At 68.4% G+C, this 19572-nt stretch carries 22 protein-coding genes; 9 read left to right on the forward strand and 13 right to left on the reverse strand.

The features are described from left to right. Positions 1-122: 122 nt before the first annotated feature. The 4 genes from dxr to pyrH form a co-directional block, all read right to left on the reverse strand. Positions 123-1301, reverse strand: a complete 1179-nt coding sequence (gene dxr / locus MFF22_RS06275) for a 1-deoxy-D-xylulose-5-phosphate reductoisomerase (protein WP_238248122.1) — start codon at positions 1299-1301, stop codon at positions 123-125. Between the two features lie 19 nt (positions 1302-1320). After that, positions 1321-2199: a phosphatidate cytidylyltransferase gene (locus tag MFF22_RS06280; protein ID WP_238248123.1), complete on the reverse strand. Its 879-nt coding sequence runs from the start codon at positions 2197-2199 to the stop codon at positions 1321-1323. Between the two features lie 7 nt (positions 2200-2206). Continuing rightward, positions 2207-2770, reverse strand: coding sequence for a ribosome recycling factor (gene frr / locus MFF22_RS06285; protein ID WP_238248124.1), 564 nt, complete (start codon positions 2768-2770; stop codon positions 2207-2209). 124 nt (positions 2771-2894) lie between these two features. Beyond that, complete coding sequence (gene pyrH, locus MFF22_RS06290; RefSeq protein WP_238248125.1) at positions 2895-3617, reverse strand: UMP kinase; 723 nt, start codon at positions 3615-3617, stop codon at positions 2895-2897. A 149-nt stretch (positions 3618-3766) separates the two neighbouring features. Here pyrH and MFF22_RS06295 point away from each other — a divergent pair, with 149 nt between their 5' ends. Both MFF22_RS06295 and MFF22_RS06300 read left to right on the forward strand, forming a co-directional pair. Beyond that, on the forward strand, positions 3767-4663 hold the full coding sequence (locus MFF22_RS06295; protein WP_238248126.1) for a diacylglycerol/lipid kinase family protein: 897 nt from the start codon (positions 3767-3769) through the stop codon (positions 4661-4663). Next, positions 4660-5508: a metallophosphoesterase family protein gene (locus MFF22_RS06300; RefSeq protein ID WP_238248127.1), complete on the forward strand. Its 849-nt coding sequence runs from the start codon at positions 4660-4662 to the stop codon at positions 5506-5508. The genes MFF22_RS06295 and MFF22_RS06300 overlap by 4 nt, the downstream gene beginning before the upstream one ends. 383 nt (positions 5509-5891) lie before the next feature. On the opposite strand, the gene tsf is transcribed toward MFF22_RS06300, so the two are convergent. Then, complete coding sequence (gene tsf, locus MFF22_RS06305; RefSeq protein ID WP_238248128.1) at positions 5892-6818, reverse strand: translation elongation factor Ts; 927 nt, start codon at positions 6816-6818, stop codon at positions 5892-5894. Between the two features lie 127 nt (positions 6819-6945). After that, on the reverse strand, positions 6946-8016 hold the full coding sequence (locus tag MFF22_RS06310) for a 30S ribosomal protein S2 (RefSeq protein ID WP_238248129.1): 1071 nt from the start codon (positions 8014-8016) through the stop codon (positions 6946-6948). A 241-nt stretch (positions 8017-8257) separates the two neighbouring features. Between MFF22_RS06310 and MFF22_RS06315 the strand changes: the two genes are divergently transcribed. Then, the gene (locus tag MFF22_RS06315) at positions 8258-8515 is read left to right on the forward strand and encodes a CCDC90 family protein (protein WP_238248130.1); all 258 of its coding nucleotides are present in this window, start codon (positions 8258-8260) and stop codon (positions 8513-8515) included. Here MFF22_RS06315 and MFF22_RS06320 read toward each other — a convergent pair. From MFF22_RS06320 to MFF22_RS06350, 7 genes are all read right to left on the reverse strand, one after another. Beyond that, positions 8499-9239 carry a pseudouridine synthase gene (locus MFF22_RS06320; RefSeq protein ID WP_238248131.1) on the reverse strand — a complete coding sequence of 247 codons (741 nt, stop codon included), beginning with the start codon at positions 9237-9239 and terminating at the stop codon, positions 8499-8501. The two genes, MFF22_RS06315 and MFF22_RS06320, sit on opposite strands and share 17 nt — an antisense overlap. Continuing rightward, positions 9236-10138, reverse strand: a complete 903-nt coding sequence (locus MFF22_RS06325; RefSeq protein WP_238248200.1) for a class I SAM-dependent methyltransferase — start codon at positions 10136-10138, stop codon at positions 9236-9238. Before MFF22_RS06325 ends, MFF22_RS06320 begins: the two co-directional genes overlap by 4 nt. 340 nt (positions 10139-10478) lie before the next feature. After that, positions 10479-11459, reverse strand: a complete 981-nt coding sequence (era, locus tag MFF22_RS06330; protein WP_238248132.1) for a GTPase Era — start codon at positions 11457-11459, stop codon at positions 10479-10481. Continuing rightward, positions 11456-12223, reverse strand: coding sequence for a ribonuclease III (gene rnc / locus MFF22_RS06335; protein ID WP_238248133.1), 768 nt, complete (start codon positions 12221-12223; stop codon positions 11456-11458). The genes era and rnc overlap by 4 nt, the downstream gene beginning before the upstream one ends. Beyond that, on the reverse strand, positions 12220-13005 hold the full coding sequence (gene lepB / locus MFF22_RS06340) for a signal peptidase I (RefSeq protein WP_238248134.1): 786 nt from the start codon (positions 13003-13005) through the stop codon (positions 12220-12222). Before lepB ends, rnc begins: the two co-directional genes overlap by 4 nt. Positions 13006-13171: 166 nt before the next feature. Beyond that, complete coding sequence (acpS, locus tag MFF22_RS06345; RefSeq protein WP_238248135.1) at positions 13172-13570, reverse strand: holo-ACP synthase; 399 nt, start codon at positions 13568-13570, stop codon at positions 13172-13174. After that, entirely contained in the window at positions 13567-14316 is a 750-nt protein-coding gene (locus MFF22_RS06350; protein ID WP_238248136.1) for a pyridoxine 5'-phosphate synthase, read from the reverse strand. The genes acpS and MFF22_RS06350 overlap by 4 nt, the downstream gene beginning before the upstream one ends. Before the next feature lie 378 nt (positions 14317-14694). On the opposite strand from MFF22_RS06350, the gene rpsF reads away from it, so the two are divergent. The 6 genes from rpsF (at position 14695) to MFF22_RS06380 (ending at position 19562) form a co-directional block, all read left to right on the forward strand. Beyond that, entirely contained in the window at positions 14695-15099 is a 405-nt protein-coding gene (gene rpsF / locus MFF22_RS06355; RefSeq protein ID WP_238248137.1) for a 30S ribosomal protein S6, read from the forward strand. Positions 15100-15101: 2 nt separating this feature from the next. Further along, entirely contained in the window at positions 15102-15353 is a 252-nt protein-coding gene (rpsR, locus tag MFF22_RS06360) for a 30S ribosomal protein S18 (protein WP_066921788.1), read from the forward strand. 129 nt (positions 15354-15482) lie between these two features. Continuing rightward, positions 15483-16472 (forward strand): DUF2232 domain-containing protein, encoded by a 990-nt coding sequence (locus tag MFF22_RS06365; RefSeq protein ID WP_238248138.1) that lies wholly within the window; start codon positions 15483-15485, stop codon positions 16470-16472. Positions 16473-16519: 47 nt separating this feature from the next. Continuing rightward, on the forward strand, positions 16520-17092 hold the full coding sequence (gene rplI, locus MFF22_RS06370) for a 50S ribosomal protein L9 (RefSeq protein ID WP_238248139.1): 573 nt from the start codon (positions 16520-16522) through the stop codon (positions 17090-17092). A 249-nt stretch (positions 17093-17341) separates the two neighbouring features. Next, positions 17342-18829 carry a replicative DNA helicase gene (locus MFF22_RS06375; RefSeq protein ID WP_238248140.1) on the forward strand — a complete coding sequence of 496 codons (1488 nt, stop codon included), beginning with the start codon at positions 17342-17344 and terminating at the stop codon, positions 18827-18829. A 283-nt stretch (positions 18830-19112) separates the two neighbouring features. Beyond that, the gene (locus MFF22_RS06380; protein ID WP_238248141.1) at positions 19113-19562 is read left to right on the forward strand and encodes a cupin domain-containing protein; all 450 of its coding nucleotides are present in this window, start codon (positions 19113-19115) and stop codon (positions 19560-19562) included. Positions 19563-19572: the final 10 nt, after the last annotated feature.

Here is a 19572-nt window from a genome sequence, read left to right on the forward strand (position 1 = left end):
CGCCTCGGCGGGCCTCGAAGGAGGGATCCAGAGATCTGTGTGATGCCTGGAACCCTCCTTCGAGGCCGTCGCGATGCGACGGCACCTCAGGATGAGGGCGAGGGTGGGAATAAGATGCGGCGTCACTCGGCCGCGCGCATCTCCGGCAAGGCCTCGGTGCTCCAGGCGCGGACATGGGCGTCGATGGCGAGCGCCTCTTCCACGTCGGCCGGGGCCGAAGGGTAGATCGGCGCGAAGTGATCGCAGGCCCGTTCGACCAGTTCAGCGATGCCGTAGAAGCCGATGCGCCCGGCGATGAAGGCCGCGACGGCCACCTCGTTGGCGGCGTTCATCACCGTCGGCGCCCCCCCGCCCTCGGCCATGGCGGCCCGGGCGATGCGCAGGCAGGGGAAACGATCCTCGTCGGCGGCTTCGAAGGTGATCGACCCGAGCTTCACGAGGTCGAGGGGTCGCCCCCGCTCGATCGTGAGGCGTTCGCCGAGGCCGAGGCAATGGCTAATCGGCACGCGCATGTCGGGGAGTGCGAGTTCCGCCGTCACCGCGCCGTCGATCCAGTAGACCAGCCCGTGGATCACCGATTGCGGATGCACCACCACGTCAAGCCGCGCCGGCTCGATGCCGAACAGATGGTGCGCTTCGATCAGTTCCAGCCCCTTGTTCATCAGGGAGGCGGAATCGATGTTGATCTTCATGCCCATCGACCAGGTCGGGTGGGCGGCGGCCTCGGTGGGAGAGGCGGCGGCGATTCGCTCCTTGGTCCAGGTGCGGAACGGACCGCCCGAGGCGGTGATCATCAGGGTGCGCACGTCGTCCAACGGGCGGCCGTGAAGGGCCTGGGCCAGGGCGTCGTGCTCGGAATCCATCGGCCAGATGGTCGCGCCGTAGCGCTTGGCGTCGCGCATGAAGGCGTCGCCCGCGCAGACCAAGCTCTCCTTGTTGGCGAGCGCCACCGTCCGCCCAAGGCGGAGGGCGGCATGGGTCGGCTTGAGGCCGGCGGCCCCGCTGACGGCCGCGACGACAATGTCGGCCTCGCGGGCGACGGCCTCCATCACGGCCCCCTCCCCCGCTCCGTTCGGAATGCCCGATCCGGCGAGCGCCTCGGCCAGCGCCGGGCCGCCGGCCGGATCGGCCAGCGCCGCGAAGCTGGCGTTCAGCTCCCGGGCGACCTTGGCCAGGGCGACCGCGTCCCGCCCACCGACCACCGCGCCTGTGCGGAAGCGGTCGCGGTGCTGGAGGAGGAGGTCGGCTGTGGAACGGCCGATGGAGCCGGTGGCCCCGAGGACGGTGACGGTCTGCGTCACGGGCGGAACTCCTGCATTGTCAGCCGATCAGACCCTGCCCGCGCAGGATGAGATAGAGCCCGGCCAACACGGCCACGGCGAAAAACCCATCGAGCCGGTCCATCACCCCACCGTGGCCGGGGATGATGTGGCTCGAATCCTTCACGCCGTGACGGCGCTTCAGCCACGATTCGAACAGATCCCCCCCCTGGCTGAGGACGGAGGCCAGGGCGCTCGCACCCGCCACGGCCGGCAGGGAGGCACCCCGGGGCAGGCTCAGCCCCATCAGGTCGGCGCCCACCGCCACAAGGGTTCCGGCGGCCACGGCCCCGATCAGGCCGCCGAGGGCACCGGACCACGTCTTGTTGGGTGACACACGCCGCATCAGCTTCGGCCCGCCGATCCGGCGGCCGGCGAAATAGGCAGTGATGTCCGTCGCCCACACCACGGCGAACATCCAGACCGGCCCGAGGAAGGCCAGGGTCGCGTCCTCCCGCAGGGTGGTGGGGACCCAGGCGATGATGCCTGCGCAGAGCAAGCCGACGAGGGCCCGCCAGCGGCCGGCGCCGGTCCGTGCGACGGTGGCGCAGGCGGCCGCGCCGAGGGCCAGCACCGCGAAGCAGGCCAGGGCCGGAGCGCCCTGCCGGAGGGCCAGCACCAGGGCGGCCAGAGTCGCCGCGCCAAGCGCGATCAACACCTCCCGGGGCTCGACCCGGCTCATGACGATCCACTCGCCGAAGCCGACGATGCCGGCGGCCAGCCACAGGGCCGCGAAGGCCCAGCCGCCATAGACCAGGGCCGCCACCACGCCGGCTGCCATGACGACACCGGAGGCGACGCGGAGCCACAATTCCCGCCGCGACCGCCGCGGGGGAGTGGCAGCCGCGGCCGAGGCCGCCTCGGCCGGAGCGGCGGACACGCCGGCCTCAGACCTGCATGATTTCCTTTTCCTTCGACGCCAGCACGCCGTCGATCTCGGCGATATGGGAGTCCGTCACCTTCTGCACGTCGCCGGCCTGACGCTTCTCGTCGTCCTCGGAGATGAGGCTGTCCTTCAGGAGCTTCTTCAGGTGATCGAGCCCGTCGCGGCGGACATGGCGCACGGCGACGCGGGCTTCCTCCGCGTATTTGTGGGCGACCTTCACCATCTCCTTGCGGCGCTGCTCATTCATCTCGGGGATGCGCAGGCGGATCGTCTGACCCTCGGTCTGCGGGTTTAGTCCGAGATCGGATTCACGGATCGCCTTCTCGACGGCGCTGACCATGCTGCGGTCCCAGACCGAGATGGAAAGCAGGCGCGGCTCGGGCACGCTGACGGTGGCCACCTGGGACATCGGCATCATGGAGCCGTAGGCATCGATATGGATCGGCTCGACCAAGCCCGGCGTGGCACGGCCGGTCCGCAGGGATCCCAGATCCTTCGAGAGGGAGGAGACGGCGCCCTGCATGCGGCGCTTGATGTCGTTGAGGTCGAAATCCGGAGTGGCCATGGCGTCAGGTCCCGACGGGCGTTGATGAAAAGGGGCGCAGCGCGGGGCGCGCGGGTCGCGGCCTCAATGGACGAATTCTGTCCCGCTCGCAAACGCCTGATTGCGGCGTCGCGCGCTTAGGCCGTCAGGGCACCACATGGGTGCAGGGAACCGTCCCGGCGAGGATCGCCGCGATCGAACTCGGGGCATGCATCGAACCCACCACGATGGACAACCTGCTCTCCCGGGCCAGGGCGAAGGCGGCGGTGTCCATCACCTTGAGGTCGCGGGCGATGGCCTCATCGTGGGTGATGCGGTCGTAGCGGGTGGCGGTGGGGTCCTTCTTTGGATCGGCCGAATACACACCGTCCACCTGCGTGGCCTTCAGCACGGCATCGCAGCGCAGCTCGGCGGCCCGCAGGACGGCGGCGGTGTCTGTGGTGAAGTACGGGTTGCCGGTGCCGCCGGCGAGGACGACCACCTGCCCCTTGTCGAGGTGGTGCAGGGCCGGCTGGCGGGCATAGGTCTCGCAGATCGTCGGCATCGACACGGCGGACATGGTCCGCGCCTGGACGCCTGCGGCATTGAGCGCCGTCTCGATGGCCAGCGAGTTCATCACCGTGGCCATCATACCGAGCGAATCGCCCGTGGCCCGGTCGATCCAGCCGGCGGCCGAGATGCGGGCACCGCGGATCATGTTGCCCCCACCGACGACGATGGCGATCTCCATGCCCTGCTCGATCGTCGCCGCGATATCCTCGGCGAGGCCGGCCAGCGTCGGCGGATGGAGCCAGTAGCCATCCGGCGCGGCGAGAGCCTCCCCCGAGAGTTTCACGAGCACACGTCGGAAGGGCGTCGATCCGGGCATCTCGAGTCCTCGTGCCAGCCCGGAACGCCGGGCGGCAGCTTCTACGTCAGACGCCGCCTTGGCGTCGAGGGTCGTTCGCGCCATGCACAGGCGCTTCGGCGCAGAAGGGCGACACGCGACCGACGTGCAAGCGTGCGAGGGAGGGGACCATGCGCGTCGCCCTCGTCGTCAACACCGCCTCAGGTTCCGCTTCGGCCGAGCTGACCCCCGGGGCGATCCGCGCCCGGATCGAGGCGACCGGGATCTCGGTCGTCCCTGAGCCCACGCCGGATGCAGCGCTGCCGGCCCGCCTCGCCGCCGCGGCGGACCTTCCGGGAATCGATGCCGTGGTGGTGGCGGGGGGCGACGGCACCATCGGCTGCGCGGCCGCCACGCTGGTCGGTCGGGATATCGCCCTCGCCCTGCTGCCGCTGGGCACCATGAATCTGCTGGCGAAGGATCTCGGCATCCCCCTCGACCTCGACGGCGCGGTGGCCTGCCTCGTGGCGAACCGCCAGACGCGGATCGATGTCGGCGAGGTCAACGGATCGGTGTTCCTGATCAACTCTGTCCTCGGCATGGCCGCGCGAGTCGCCCGGCACCGGGAGGCGCAGCGGCACGGTTTCAGCCCCCGCGCCCTGCTCCGCTGGGCCTTCGGGATGGTCCGGCATCTCGGCCGCTACCCGCGCCTGACCGTCACCGGCACCGTGGATGGGCAACGGCGCCAGCTCCGGTTCCGCCTGCTGGCGGTGGTGGTGGGGGATTACGTCACCCGCCCCGGCGAGGGCCTGCTGCGGGCACCGCTGGATGGCGGCCGGCTGACGCTCTACGTGATCCGGAAGCTGTCGCTCCGGCGCGGCCTGCGCCTCGCCCTTGGCTTCGCGATCGGCGACTGGCGGCAGTTGCCGGAGGTGGAGCGGGCAGAGATCGGGGATTTGACCATCGCCTCCCAACGCCGGGCCCTGCGGGTCATGAACGACGGCGAGGTCCGCCTGCTGGCCTCGCCGCTGCACTACCGTATCCGCCCGCGTGCCCTCGCCGTCATCGTGCCCGAGGAGCGGCCGTGAGGCGCGTCAGTCATATCTCCGACCTCCATTTCGGCCGGACCGACCCCGCCGTGGTCGAAGGGCTGATCGCCGAACTGAACTACGACGCCCCCGACCTGATCGTCGCCTCGGGGGATTTCACGATGGCGGCCCGGCGGCCTGAATACGAGGCTGCGAGGGACTTCCTGGCGCGCCTGCGCTCCCCATGGATCGCCGTCCCCGGTAACCACGACATCTCGCCCTACCACCTCGTGGAGCGGTTCGCGGTGCCCTTCGCCCGCTACCGGCGCTTCATCGCCCTGGACACGGAGCCGGTCTTTCAGGACGCGGAGATCGGCGTCCTCTGCCTTAACACCGTTCGGACCTGGGCGCCTGAACGGAACTGGTCCCACGGGCGGATCTCACAGGGGCAGATCGCCCGGGCCGAGGCACGGCTTGCGGCGATGCCGACGGGGCTGTTCAGGATCGTCGTGGGACACCACCCGTTCCTTCCACCCCCCTGGGACGAGGAGGCCCGCCTTGTGGGCCGGGCCGACCTCGCATTGGCAGCGTTCCGGCGGCAGGGCGTGGGGCTGACGCTCGCGGGGCACCTGCACCGGCACTACGCGCGCTTTGCCGAGGATGGCGGCGGCCCGGCGACGGTGGATGAGGGAGCAATCCGGGGGTGCGCTGGGCGGCTGCTCGCGGTCCAGGCCGGCTCGGCGACCTCGACCCGTCTGAGGGGGAGCGAACCCAACGCCTACAACCGGATCACCATCGCAAATGGGTGTGCTACGGTGGAGGTGCGTTTGTGGAACGGACAGAACTGGATCGGAGTGACGGAGTCACCACCGGGCCAAGCTGGCCCGGTGGTTCTGGCTGGTTAAGTCAGTGAGTGGCGAAGAGATCGACGACGCCCGCGGCCGTCATGAGGAGACCCGAGGCGAACACGCCGATCATGAGGTAGCTGAAGGTTTTCGTCATTCTCGGAAGGTAGCGCATCGGCCCCGGCCACGCCGTGCGTCGCGGCACAAGCCAGCCGGGATTATTGCACTGCACACATCGTGGGGCCGGGCCTTGCGGCCTCTTTCGTCCCCGCAATCGTCTTTGCGAGGGGAGCGAAGCAACCCAGGGCGGCGCTCCGGTGGGATACGGCCCGCCACCCCTGGATTGCTTTGCTCGCAATGAAGAGGTGGCGAAGTCATGATCATAAAAAAACCCGCCGGGTTGCCCCGGCGGGTTGATCAGGCAATCCGCTGAGGCGGAAGGATCAGGCGCGACCGGCCTGCTGGGCGACCTCGGTCGCGAAGTCCGGGCCCTCTTCCTTCTCGATACCCTCGCCGAGGGCGTAGCGGACGAAGCCCTTCAGGGTCACCGGGCCGCCGACCTTGCCGGCAGCTTCCTTCAGCACCTGGGAGACGGTCTTCGATCCATCGTGGACGAAGGGCTGCTCGAGGAGGGTGACCTCCTTGTAGTAAGACTTCAGGCCGCTCTCGATGATCTTCTGCATGACATGATCCGGCTTGCCGGCATTCTTCTCACGCAGGATGTTCGACTCGCGCTCCACCGTGGCGGTATCGACGCCCGAGGCATCGAGGGCGACGGGGTTCGTCGCCGCCACGTGCATGGCGATCTGGCGGCCGAGCGTCGAGAGCGCGTCCACGTCACCCTCGGACTCGAGGGCCACGAGCACACCGATCTTGCCGAGGCCCTCGGAGATCTGGTTGTGCACGTAGGAGGCGATCACGCCCTTGGTCACGTCGAGCTTGGAGACCCGGCGCAGGTTCATGTTCTCGCCGATCGTGGCGATCAGGTTCTGCAAGTGGGTCTGGACGGTCTCGGACGAGCCCGGGAACGACGCGTTCTGCAGCCCTTCGAGGGTGCCGTCGGTGTTCAGGGCGATCTTGGCGGCCTCGCGGGCGAAGGCCTGGAAGGCATCGTTGCGGGCGACGAAGTCGGTCTCCGAGTTGACCTCCACCACCGCGGCGTGATGGCCGGCGGACTCGACGGCCACGAGGCCCTCGGCGGCGACGCGGCCGGCCTTCTTCGCGGCCTTGGCGAGACCCTTCTTGCGCAGCCAATCGACGGCCGCCTCGATGTCGCCCTGCGTCTCGGCGAGGGCGCCCTTGCAATCCATCATGCCGGCGCCGGTCTTCTCGCGCAGCTCCTTCACCATCGCGGCGGTGATGTTGGCCATGGCCGGATCCTTTCGTGCAGTTGAGGGCGGTTCGATGAGAGAGGCCCGGCGCTCAGGGCGAGCGGCCGGGCCCGGTATGCTGGGGAGTGCGACCGCCCGATGACGGCCGGTCCACGATCCGTCCGGATCAGGCCGCGGCGGCGGCCTCGACGAAGCCACGGGCCTGCGAAACCCAGGAGTCGCGGTCGATGCGGCCGTTGAGCTTCAGGTCAGCATCGACCTTGGCCACCTCGTCCGGCGTCATCGCGGCGATCTGCCAGTAGTGGTAGATGCCGGCATCGTTCAGCTTCTGGACGATCTGCGGACCGGCGCCGTTGAGCTTGGTCAGGTCGTCGGGAGCGCCGCGGGGGGCGGCGAGAAGCTCGAAATGCTCCGTCGACTCGGCGAGCATCGCCACATCCGCCGGATCGAGGGCATCGGTGTCGACGGAAGCCGGCGCGGCATCGTCGTTGGCCGGCAGCTCTTCGGCCATCGGCTCCTCGGAGGCACCGAGATCGACGCCCGACGAACCCTGGGCGCGGGAGATGCCGTCGATAGCGGCACGGGCGATCAGGTCGCAGTAGAGGGCGATGGCGCGGCCCGCGTCATCGTTGGCCGGCACGACGTAGGTGATGCCGTCGGGGTTGCAGTTGGTGTCCACCACGGCCGCAACCGGGATGCCAAGGCGGTTCGCCTCCTTGATCGCCAGCTGCTCCTTGTTGGTGTCGATCACGAACAGCAGGTCCGGGACGCCGCCCATATCCTTGATGCCGCCGAGCGCCTTCTCCAGCTTGTCCTTCTCACGGGACAGCATCAGGCGCTCCTTCTTGGTGAGGCCCGGACCGCCGGTCTCCAGGGTCTCGGACACCTTGCGGAGGCGCGAGATCGAGCCCGAAATCGTCTTCCAGTTGGTCAGCGTGCCGCCGAGCCAGCGGGAGTTCACGTAGTACTGGGCCGAGCGGCGGGCAGCCTCGGCGATCGTGTCGGCGGCCTGGCGCTTGGTGCCGACGAACAGCACGCGGCCACCCCGGGCCACGGTGTCGCTCACGGCCTGGAGCGCCTGATGCATCGCCGGAACGGTCTGGGCGAGGTCGATGATGTGGATGTTGTTGCGGGTGCCGAAGATGTAGGGCTGCATCTTCGGGTTCCAGCGGTGCGACTGGTGTCCGAAGTGAGCGCCTGCTTCGAGCAGCTGACGCATGGAAAAGTCGACGGCCATCGTATGTACTTTCTCCGGTTGGATCCGCCGCGGAGGGTTGCGACCGGCATCAAGCCGGCCACCGGAAGACGCCCCATTGAATCATGGGGCCGGCTCCGCGTGTGGGATGGGTCGGGCGGTTAGCAGAACCCCGGGGCGGTGGCAAGTCTGCGGAGGATTCACACGGCTTCGCGTGGAGCAATCCCGGGCGCTCGCAAGCAGTCTTGCAGCCCGTGGGTTCGGCAGCCCATAGCAAGGCATCATGACCGCCGTCGCCTTCGACACCCTCCGCTTTGTTCGCGCCCTTCGTGATAAGGCGAAGCTTCCGCCTGAGCAGGCCGAGGGCTTGGCCGACGCCATGTCGGAAGCCTTGCAAGGCGATCTCGTTACCAAGTCCGATCTACTCGCCGAACTGGCCGAAACCCGCTCGGAGATCATCCGCTGGGTCGCGGGCCTCATCGGCTTCCAGACGCTGGCGATTCTCGGTGCTGTGCTCGCCTTCGTCAAAGTCCTGCACTGAACAGCGCGGAAATATCTGGCTCCGCGAGGATGCGGAAATCCCCCGCCGGCAGGTCGGCCGGGAGGTCGAGGCCGCCGACCCGGTCCCGGTGCAACGCCTCCACATGGTTGCCGAGCGCCGCGAACATCCGGCGGACCTGATGATAGCGCCCCTCGGTGAGGGTGACGGCGCAGTGGGTCGCATCCTGCGCCTCCATCGCCACCGGCAGGAGGGGCCTGTCCTCCCCGTCGAGCATCAGCGTGCCGGAGGCGAGCGCGGCTTCCTCGCTGCCGTCGAGGGCCCGCGCCAGGGTTACCTGATAGCGCTTCGCGACGTTGGCCTTGGGCGAGATGATCCGGTGCAGCAGGCTGCCGTCGTCGGTGAGAAGGAGCAGGCCGGACGTGTCCTTGTCGAGGCGTCCGACCGTCGAGAGCGGCGGCTCCCGGCGACGCCAGCGTTCCGGCAGGAGGCCGTAGACCAGCGGCCCGGCTTCCTTGTGTGAGCAGGTGACGCCCACCGGCTTGTGCAGCATGAGGCAGAGGCCCGGGAGGGGATCGATGGGCTCGCCCTCCACGGTCAGGCGGCCCGGCAGGTCCGGCGCGAGTGTGATGCGGGCACCGGCATCGGAGAGGCCCTCGCCGTCGAGGCGGATCTCGCCCATGCGGGCCAGCGCCTGGATCTCCCGCCGGGAGCCGTAACCCAGATTGGCGAGGAGCTTGTCGAGGCGGACGGCCTTGGCGCTCACTTGCGCGCCTCGAACACCTTGTAGCCGCCCTCCTGCGCCACCGTCGTCACCGAGCGGAACAGTTCGCGCAGGGTCGCCTCGTAGGGCAGGTGCGCGTTGGCTACGAGCCACAGGGCGCCACCCGGCCGAAGGGCCTCGGCGGCCCGCTGGATGAAGCTCTTGCCGAGCGCCTGATCCTCTGCGCCCCCGTCGTGGAAAGGCGGGTTGCTCACCGCGAAGTCGAGCCCCGACGGTATCGCCTTCCCGCGGAGGTCGCCCCAGACGATCCGTGCGCGCGGATCAGACACGTTTCGCCGGGCCATCTCGATCGCCCGGCGGTCGAGGTCGATCAGGGTGATCTCCGTGACCGCGGCCGAGGCGAGCACCGCCCGCCCAAGCAGCCCGAGGCCGGAGCCGAGATCCGCCCCCTTCCCCTTGAGAGCCGGTAGGCGGCTCATCAGCAGGGCGGTACCGGGATCGAGCCGGTCCCAGGAGAAGACACCCGGCTGCGTGCACAGGGCGAGGTTGTCGATATGGCGCGGGCCGCCCTCATCGATGGCCGCTTCCAGGCCGGTCACCCCGGCGGGGCGCGTGGCGGTGCAGATCCGGTGGTGGCGACGGGGCTGGTCGGAGGCCGGGCAGCCGAAACCGGCCAGTTCCTTGCCGAGCCGGGTCCCGCCCCGGTCCTTCGGCGCGAGGGCGATCAACCGGGCGCCCGGCGCCAGCGCCCGCAGCACATGGGCCAAAATGTAGCGCCGCTCGATGGTGCCGGCGGGGGCAAAGACGGTCGCACCGTCCAGGGTGGCGTCGGCGATGTCCTCGATCCGCGCCGAATCGACGACGAGGGGCGAAAATTGCACCGCGTCATGGGGGGCTTCGGCGAGGTCAACGGGCGGGTGGCCGTAGACGGCGTGGGGCATCATTTGGTGGCAGTCGAGCGAGCGTTGAAGAAAGCCGATTCCCTCACGCAGCCCGGCAGCGCGTGCGCCAAACTCAGAATCGGGGAATGGCTTCTGATACACCGGCGGCGTCCCCCCGCCCAGCCTTGCCGGGTCATGGCGGCTATCGCCCCAGGGCAGTTTGTTTGCCGCCTTCGTCAGCGCATCGGCCCTCGCGACGGCTCTTGTCGTCATTGCGAGCGGAGCGAAGCAATCTAGGGCGGCGCGACCCTTCCGGATGGGTCGCGCCCCGGATTGCTTCGGCATCGCCTCGCAATGACGGAGGTGGGTGGGGCGATGACGGTGATAAGTTCTCGAAGCCTCACCCCCGCGGGAATTCCAGGCCCATCTCCCGGTAGCGGGCTGGGTCGTCGGCCCAGTTCTCGCGCACCTTCACATGCAGGAACAGGTGGACCGTCGCCTCCGCGGCTTCGGCGATCTCGAGGCGGGCGGCCTGTCCGATGGACCGGATGGTCTGGCCGTTGCGGCCGAGGACGATGGCCCGCTGGCTCTCCCGCTCCACGAAGATCGTCTGCTCGATCCGAACGGAGCCGTCGGCCTTCACCAACCACTGATCCGTCTCGACCGTCGAGCGATAGGGCAGTTCCTCGTGCAGGCGGTCGTAGATCTTCTCGCGGGTAATCTCGGCGGCGAGCATCCTCAGGGGGGCGTCGGAGACCTGATCCTCCGGGTAGAGCCAGTGGCCGGCGGGCATCCGGGCGGCCAGCGCCCGGCGCAGGTCGCCGATTCCATCGCCCTTCAGCGCAGAGATCATGAACGTTTCCGCGAAGGGCGCGGCTTCATTCAGTTGCGCGGCCAAGGCGAGCAGCTTCTCCCGGGGAATCAGATCAATCTTGTTGAGAATCAGAAGCTTCTCGCGCCGCACCTCGCCAAGCCGGGAGAGGATCGCCTGAACCTCCTCGTCCACGCCCTTGCGGGCATCGACCAGCAGACAGACGGCGTCGGCATCGGCGGCCCCGCTCCAGGCGGAATGGACCATGGCCCGGTCCAGGCGGCGCTTGGGCGCAAAGATGCCGGGGGTGTCGACGAGGACGATCTGGGCCGCCCCTTCGATCACGATGCCCCGGACCAGGGCGCGCGTGGTCTGCACCTTCCGCGAGACGATCGAGACCTTCGTCCCGACCAAGCTGTTGAGGAGGGTCGACTTGCCCGCATTCGGCACGCCGATCAGGGCGACGAAGCCCGCGCGGGCATCGGTCGGGGTCCCCGGAAGCGGGGATGGTGCCGGGGCGGGGGAGGCCAGCGCGGGGGCGTCGTCCTCGGGGAGGTCCTGTTCGGTCATGGGGTCTCCGCGGCGGCCTGCCCCGCCGCCGTAATGCCTTCCCGGGCGATGAGCGCGCCGGCGGCGGCCTGCTCGGCCACCCGCTTCGAGGTGCCCTCACCATAGCCCGGTTCGAGACCCTCCACCTGCACCGCCATGCGGAAATGGGGGGCGTGATCGGGGCCGGTGCGTTCCACGACGGCGTAGATCGGGATCGGCAGGCTGCGGCTCATGGCCCATTCCTGCAGCGTCGATTTCGCGTCGCGTCCGCGGGGTGCCGTCCCAGGTTCGGCCGGGCGGAAATGCGCCTCGACGATGGCCTGGGCGGCGGCGAATCCGGCGTCGAGGTAGACCGCCCCGAGAATCGCCTCGCACACGTCGGCGAGGATGGTCTGGTTGCGTCGTCCTCCGCCGATCACCTCGCCCTGTCCGAGGATGAGGTGCGAGCCGACACCCCAGGTGCCGGCCACGGCCGCGCAGGTCTCCCGCCGGACCAGACCGGCCAATTGGCGGGACAGGTCGCCTTCGTCCGCATCGGGAAGGGCGGCGTAGAGGCCATCCGCCACCGCCAACCCCAGCACCCGGTCCCCGAGGAACTCGAGGCGCTGATAGCTGCCGTTACGGCCGGTGGCTTTGCTGGTGTGGGTCAAAGCCCGGGTCAGGAGGTCCTTGTTCGCAAAGACATGCCCGATGCTGTCCTCAAGCTCCGCAAGGGGCGGGCGCGGCTTGTGCGCCCGCCTCGCCCGGGCGGAAATGCGCGCTGGCGATGTGGCGTCCGTGCTCAATGGATCGTCGAGAACAGGCGGGTCCAGCGCACATGGGCGGGCCAGTTCCAGACCTGCCACGCGGGCGTACCCTCGTCGATGGAGAAGAAGATCATTTCGGCGCGCCCGACGAAGTTCGCGAACGGCACGTAGCCGACATTGGCGAGATCCCGCGAATCGGTGGAGTTGTCGCGGTTATCGCCCATCATGAAGAAGTGGCCTGCCGGCACGGTATAAAGCTCCGTCCGGTCCCAGAAGCCGTTATCCCCGTCCCGCTCGATGACGTTGTGCACGACGCCGTTGGGCAGCGTCTCCAGATATTGCGGCACCTTCGTCGGCTGCCCGTAGGCATCGGTGGTCTCGTAGTCGGCGATGCGCTCGCGCTTCACCGGCTGACCGTTGATATTCAGCACGCCGTCGATCATCTGGATCTTGTCGCCGGGCAGGCCGATCACGCGCTTGATGTAATCGGTTGAGTTGTCCTTCGGCAGCTTAAAGACCGCGATATCGCCACGCTTCGGTTGGGCCGCCCAAACCCGGCCATTGGCCTCGATCGGGATGTACTCCGAGAGGGGCAGCGAGAACTTGGAGTAGCCGTAGGAGTATTTCGAGACGAACAGGTAATCGCCGATCAAAAGGGTCGGCACCAACGAGCCCGAGGGGATGTTGAACGGCTGGAACAGCAGCGTCCGCACCACCAGGGCGATGAGGAGCGCCTGGATGCCGACCTTCAGGGTCTCGCGGATGCTCGCCCAGGCGCCGGTTTCCGCCGGCTTGGCGAGCGATTTGCCCTCGTGATTCACGCGCACGTTCCTAATGATCGACCGTTTCGGCCGCACGCCGCCATGCGGCGCATGACCCGTACGGCCCCGTGCGCAACCCTTTCGCGTGGATTGCGCCGCCTTCGTGTCCGCCGGGTGCGGCGATCTAAACCATGCCGCAGCCCCCCGCAACGCGCGAAGACCCTTCCTAATCCCTAATGGCCTCGATGACTACGAAGGCTTGTGCCAGGGGTGGGTCGTCCGTCAGCGAGACGTGGACCCGGGCCGTATGCCCCGCGGGGAGAAGCGCCGCGAGCCGCCGCGCCGCGCCCCCCGTGAGCCGGAGCGTCGGCTGCCCGGAAGGAAGGTTTACCACTTCCATGTCCCGCCAGAACACCCCGTCGCTCAGGCCGGTACCCAACGCCTTGGCACAGGCCTCCTTGGCGGCGAAGCGGCGAGCATAGCCTTCAGCCCGCGCCGCCCGTCGCTCGCAGCGGGCGCGCTCGCCGTCGGTGTAGACCCGATGGGTGAACCGCTCCCCGTGGCGGGACAGCGTCTTCTCGATCCGGCGGATATCGCAGAGGTCGGAGCCGATCCCCAGGATCATCGCGCCCGCCCCCGCTCCATGGCCGCGCGCATGTCACGGACAGCCTGGGGGAGGCCGACGAAGATCGCATCGGCGATGAGGGCATGGCCGATATTGAGCTCCCGGATCTGCGGGATTGCAGCCACCGGCCCCACGCTCTCCGTGGTGAGCCCGTGGCCGGCATGGATCTCGAGGCCGAGCCCCGCGCCGTGGTCGGCGGCCCGGCGGATGCGGGCGAGCTCACGCTCGATCTCGGCTGGGTCGCCGGCGACGGCGGCCTCGCAGTAGCTGCCGGTATGGAGTTCGACGACCGGCGCTCCGAGGGCCTTGGCCGCCTCCATCACCGCCGGCTCCGGCTCCACGAAAAGGGAGACACGGATTCCGGCTTCCGCCAGGGCACGGATCCGCGGGGCGAGGTGCGCGCGGCCCCCGATGATGTCGAGGCCGCCCTCGGTGGTGCGCTCCTCGCGCTTCTCAGGCACGAGGCAGGCCGCATGCGGCCGGGTCGCGATGGCGATCGCCACCATCTCGTCGGTCGCCGCCATCTCAAAATTGAGAGGCACCGTGAGGGCCGCCTCGAGCGCCGCCATGTCGGCGTCGCGGATGTGCCGGCGGTCCTCCCGGAGGTGGGCGGTGATTCCGTCGGCCCCGGCCTCGACGGCGAGGAGGGCCGCACGGACCGGATCGGGATAGGTGCCGCCGCGGGCGTTGCGGACGGTGGCCACGTGATCGACGTTGACGCCGAGGCGTAGCTGCGGAGCGGTCATGGCATGCGCTTCTCTGGCAGGCGCCCGGTCGGTGGACCGGAACGCCCTCGCCCCTACCTGTCGGCTCGGAGCCAGGACGGCAAGTCCCGGTGGCCGAGTTGCGCCGACTTCATCGCGAAGGGTTGCGGCGCGGGCCGAAACGGATTATGCGCGCCCTTCGCGTTCGCTCCGGCCGGGGGCTGAACGGACGGTGCCGCTCGCGGCATAGGGGCAAGTCATCGCTGACTTCTGCCTCGTCGTCCCGTGTCTCCGCCTTCGATCAACCGCTCGGGCCTGACATACGGCTCGAAGGGCTTGGCGCCGAGCCGACCGCGAGATGAACCGGCCCGACATATCCGCGCGAGCGGACGGGCCTCCTTTGACGACGAAAGGCCCGGAATGCCTCTCTATGAGCACGTGCTCCTGGCACGCCAGGACGTGACGTCCCAGCAGGTCGAGACGATGATCGACACCTACAAGGGCGTCATCGAGCAGAACGGTGGGCGTCTCGAGAAGATCGAGATGTGGGGCGTGAAGTCCCTCGCCTACCGCATCAAGAAGAACCGGAAGGCGCATTTCGCGCTCCTCAACATCGACGCGCCGCCCGCGGCGATCGCCGAGATGGAGCGTCAGATGCAGATCTCGGAAGACATCCTGCGTTTCATGACGGTGCGGGTCGAGGAACTCGACTCCGAGCCGTCCGCGATGATGCAGAAGCGTGACCGCGACGACCGCAAGGATCGTGAGCGCGGCCGGCGTCGGGATGACGACGGCTTCGGCGGCGGCTTCGGCGGGGAGAACTGATTATGGCTTTCGGTGCTGGTGGCGGCGGTGGCCGCCGTCCCTTCTTCCGCCGTCGGAAGACCTGCCCCTTCTCCGGCGCCAATGCGCCGAAGATCGACTACAAGGACGTGAAGCTGCTCTCCCGCTACGTGTCGGAGCGCGGCAAGATCGTCCCGTCCCGCATCACCGCGGTGTCGGCCAAGAAGCAGCGCGAGCTCGCCCAGGCGATCAAGCGTTCCCGCTTCCTCGGCCTGCTCCCCTACGTGATCAAGTAGTCAGACGAACACCGCCGGCCCAGCAGCGATGCCGGGCCGGTTCCCTGAGAGCGGCGACCCCGCTCGATCGTTGGGGCAGACGAACGCGCCCCTAACCCCTCCCTCGCGGGCGGGGGGACAGCGGAACCCATGACCCACAACCTCCTCATCGGCGTTGGCGCCGGCCTTGTATCGGCCCTGCTCTTCGGCGTGCTGCTGAAGGGTTCCGCCCTCGCCATCACCCTGTATTTGCTCGCCCCGCTGCCGATCCTGATCGTCGGCCTGGGCTGGAGCCACCGGGCGGCCCTGGCTGCCGCCGCGACCGGCTGCCTCGTGCTGATGGCGGTGATCCAACCCTTCATGGGCCTCGCCTTCGCCGCCTACATCGCCCTGCCCGCATGGTGGCTCGCCTACCTAACGGTGCTTGGCCGGGAGACCGCTTCGGGCCTGGAATGGTACCCGACCGGCAGGCTCCTCGGCTGGATCGCGGCGACCGCCGCCCTAGCCTTCATCGCCATCGCCGTCCTGGCCAACCCCAACTACACGGCCTACGAGGTGCAGCTGCAGAAGCTGTCGCACGGCCTCGTTGATTCCCGCAGCCCGGCACCTGGGCCCTCGCCGGACGCCGGCCCCGCAGGGGCTGACAAGTCCACACCGGACAAGGACCAGTCCGACGGCGACGTCTCCCGCGACGAACTCGCCACCGCCTTCGCGGCGATCGTCCCGGCGCTCGCCGCCCACGGCCTGGCCATGCTCCTGACCTTCTACCTCTGGGCCGCCGCCCGGATCGTGGGGATCTCCGGCCGCCTCTTGCGGCCCTGGCCGGATCTACCCTCCACCAAAATGCCCAAGGCCTGCCTCGGCGTCCTCGCAGCCGCCGCGATCCTCAGCTTTGCCCCGGGCTTTGCCGGCGTCCTCGGCGTCGCCCTCGTCGGTGCGTTCACCGCCGTCTTCGCGCTCCAGGGCCTCGCCGCGTTCCACGACCGCTCGCGGGGCCGCCCCGGCCGGGGGCTGATGCTGTTCGCGATGTACGTCGTCCTGTTCGTGACCCAGGGCGTCGCCCTGATCGCCCTCACCATTTTCGGCCTCGCCGACACCGCCCTCGACCGCCGCCGGCCCAAAGGCCCCGCGGCGCCGTGACCCCAAGGGGCCGTATGGCCCCGCCCTTTGACTAAAGGAGATTGACCATGGAAGTGATCCTGCTCGAACGCGTCGCCAAGCTCGGCCAGATGGGCGAGACTGTGAACGTGCGCCCCGGCTTCGCTCGCAACTTCCTCCTCGCCCGCGGCAAGGCCCTGCGCGCGACCGAGTCCAACAAGAAGCACTTCGAGGCCCAGCGCGCCCAGCTCGAGACCCGCAACCTCGAGCGCAAGAAGGACGCCGAGGCCGTCGCCGAGAAGCTGAACGGCCAGAGCTTCATGCTCATCCGCCAGTCCGGCGAGACCGGCGTGCTCTACGGTTCCGTCTCGACCCGCGACCTTGCCGAGATCGTGACGAAGGAAGGCTTCTCCGTCGACCGCGGCCAGATCGTTCTGAACCAGCCGATTAAGACCCTTGGCCTGTTCACCGTGCCGGTGACACTGCACCCCGAGGTTGAGGTTCAGATCACCGTCAACGTCGCCCGCAGCCCGGAAGAGGCCGAGCGTCAGGCCCGTGGCGAGGCCGTCATTGAGCGCGACGCGTTCAATCTCGACGACCTGGGCCTGGAGGTCGGCGCGGCCCTGGCCGATGCCGGCGAGGGTGCCGACGACCGCGGCTGATCGCCTCTCCCTTCGCCGGAGCGGTCAGTTGGTGAAAGCGGTGATAACGGGGATACCCGGCCAGACCGCTTGACTTGTTCCGCGTTTGTTCCAGCATGGATGCCCGCCTGCTTTCGAGTCGGCGGGCATTCGCGCATTTCGAGGAATGCCCGGTTGCGCAGCCTCCGGCTAAGCTTCGGTCAACCAAACGGGGCGATGGTTGGGATGTGAGATGCGCCGCTCGGGCGCTGGACGGGAGTCGCTCCGCCGATGGCATTGCCCAACGCGATCACGGCCAAGCTCGAAGCGGTGAAGGCGGAGTACCGCGTCGCACCGCACAACATCGATGCGGAGCAGGCGTTGCTGGGCGCCATCCTGGTCAACAACGACGCCTATTACCGCGTGTCGGACTTCCTCCTTTCCGAGCACTTCATGGAGGATGCCCACCAGCAGATCTTCACCGTCGCCTCTTCGCTGATCAAATCGGGCAAGCTGGCGACGCCGATCACCATGAAGACCTACCTGGGCGATGCCGATTTCGGCGGCCAGACGGTGATCCAGTACCTCGCCCGATTGGCGGCGGACGCGACTACGGTCATCAACGCGGCCGAGTACGGTCGGACTATCTATGACCTCGCCATCCGCCGCCGGTTGATCGCCATCGGCGAGGAACTGGTGAACGGCGCCTACGAGGCGCCCGTCGAGCAGGCCCCCCGGGACCAGATCGAGGAGACGGAGCGGCGCCTCTACGAATTGGCCGAGGCCGGCAAGTACGACGGCGGCTTCCAGAAGTTCTCCGACGCGCTCACCGCCGCGGTCGACATGGCCGCCAAGGCCTACCAGCGGGACGGTAAGCTCTCCGGCATCGCCACAGGGCTCAGCGACCTCGACGCGAAGATGGGCGGCCTGCAATCGTCCGATCTGATCATCCTCGCCGGCCGCCCGGCCATGGGCAAGACGTCGCTCGTCACCAACATCGCCTTCAACATCGCCAAGGCGTACCGGGGCGAGAAGCATCAGGACGGCACGATCCGCACGGTGAACGGCGGCATCGTCGGGTTCTTCTCCCTGGAAATGTCGGCCGAGCAGCTCGCCACCCGCATTATCGCCGAGCAATCGGGCGTGGCGTCCTACAAGATCCGCCGCGGCGATATCCGCCCCGAGGATTTCTACAAGATCACCGATGCGGCCCGGGAGATGCAGACCATTCCATTCTACATCGACCAGACCGGCGGCATTTCCATCGCCCAGCTCTCGGCCCGCGCCCGGCGGCTGAAGCGGCAGAAGGGCCTCGACGTCCTGATCATCGACTATTTGCAGCTGCTCTCGGGCTCGGGAAAGCGCAGCGACAACCGCGTGCAGGAGATGACCGAGATCACCACCGGCCTGAAGGCGCTCGCCAAGGAGCTGGCCGTGCCGGTGATCGCCCTGTCACAGCTCTCCCGTCAGGTGGAGAACCGCGACGACAAGCGGCCTCAGCTCTCGGATCTGCGTGAATCGGGCTCGATCGAGCAGGACGCCGACGTGGTGATGTTCGTGTTCCGCGAGGAATATTACGTCGGCAACAAGAAGCCCCGGGAGGGTACGGAAGAGTTCTTTGCGTGGGAAGCCGAGATGCAGCGGGTCCACGGCAAGGCGGAGGTCATCATCGGCAAGCAGCGCCACGGTCCGACCGGCACCGTGGAACTGCAGTTCGACGCCAACATCACCCGGTTCTCGAACCTCGCCCAGGACGACCGCCTGCCCGACAGGATGTGAACATTCGTCCCGTCCGTCATTGCGAGCGGAGCGAAGCAATCGAGAGCATCGCCACGTCCGGAACTATCCCGCTTCCGTGGATTGCTTCGCTGCGCTCGCAATGACGGTGTCCCCCATGACTGAGCGCATGAGCCGCCGCCAAGCCCTCGCTCTTGCGGCAGGGCTTGCGTCAGGGGGTGTGGCCCTTCCCCTCACGCATTCCTCGGCAGCGACGGCAGGCGGCAACCCGCAGCCGCGAACCACGTTGCCCGGGGGTCCCCACGAGGCGCCCCAAGGAACGACGATGAGCAAGCCGACCCCTCCGACGATGTCCTACTGGCACGTCTACACCGACAAGGAAGGGGTGAGCCGGCAAGTGAAGTGCGCGTTGTCCGCGTTCAAGTTCGAGGGCGTCGACCCTCACACCGCGCCGCAGTGGAACGACAAGCAGGAGAAGTCGCAGGCCGGCGTCACCTTCACGGTCCTGCCCGTCGGGTGGGTTGGGGAGTGGCACGAGAATCCCCGTCCGCAATGGATCGCCATCCTGTCCGGCCGCTGGTTCGTCGAGACGATGGACGGCACCCGCGTCGAGATGGGCCCCGGTGAACTGATGATGGGCGAGGACCAGAGCACCAAGGAGCGCGACGGCAAGAAGGGCCATCTCTCCGGCACCGTCGGCGACGAGCCCTGTACGATGATCGTCACCGGGCTCGATGTGACGCCTACGATCGACCAGCCCGGCCGCTTCAAGTGAGTGCGTCGTC

It is taken from the genome of Methylobacterium persicinum, assembly GCF_022179525.1.
Classification (GTDB): Bacteria; Pseudomonadota; Alphaproteobacteria; order Rhizobiales; family Beijerinckiaceae; genus Methylobacterium; species Methylobacterium persicinum.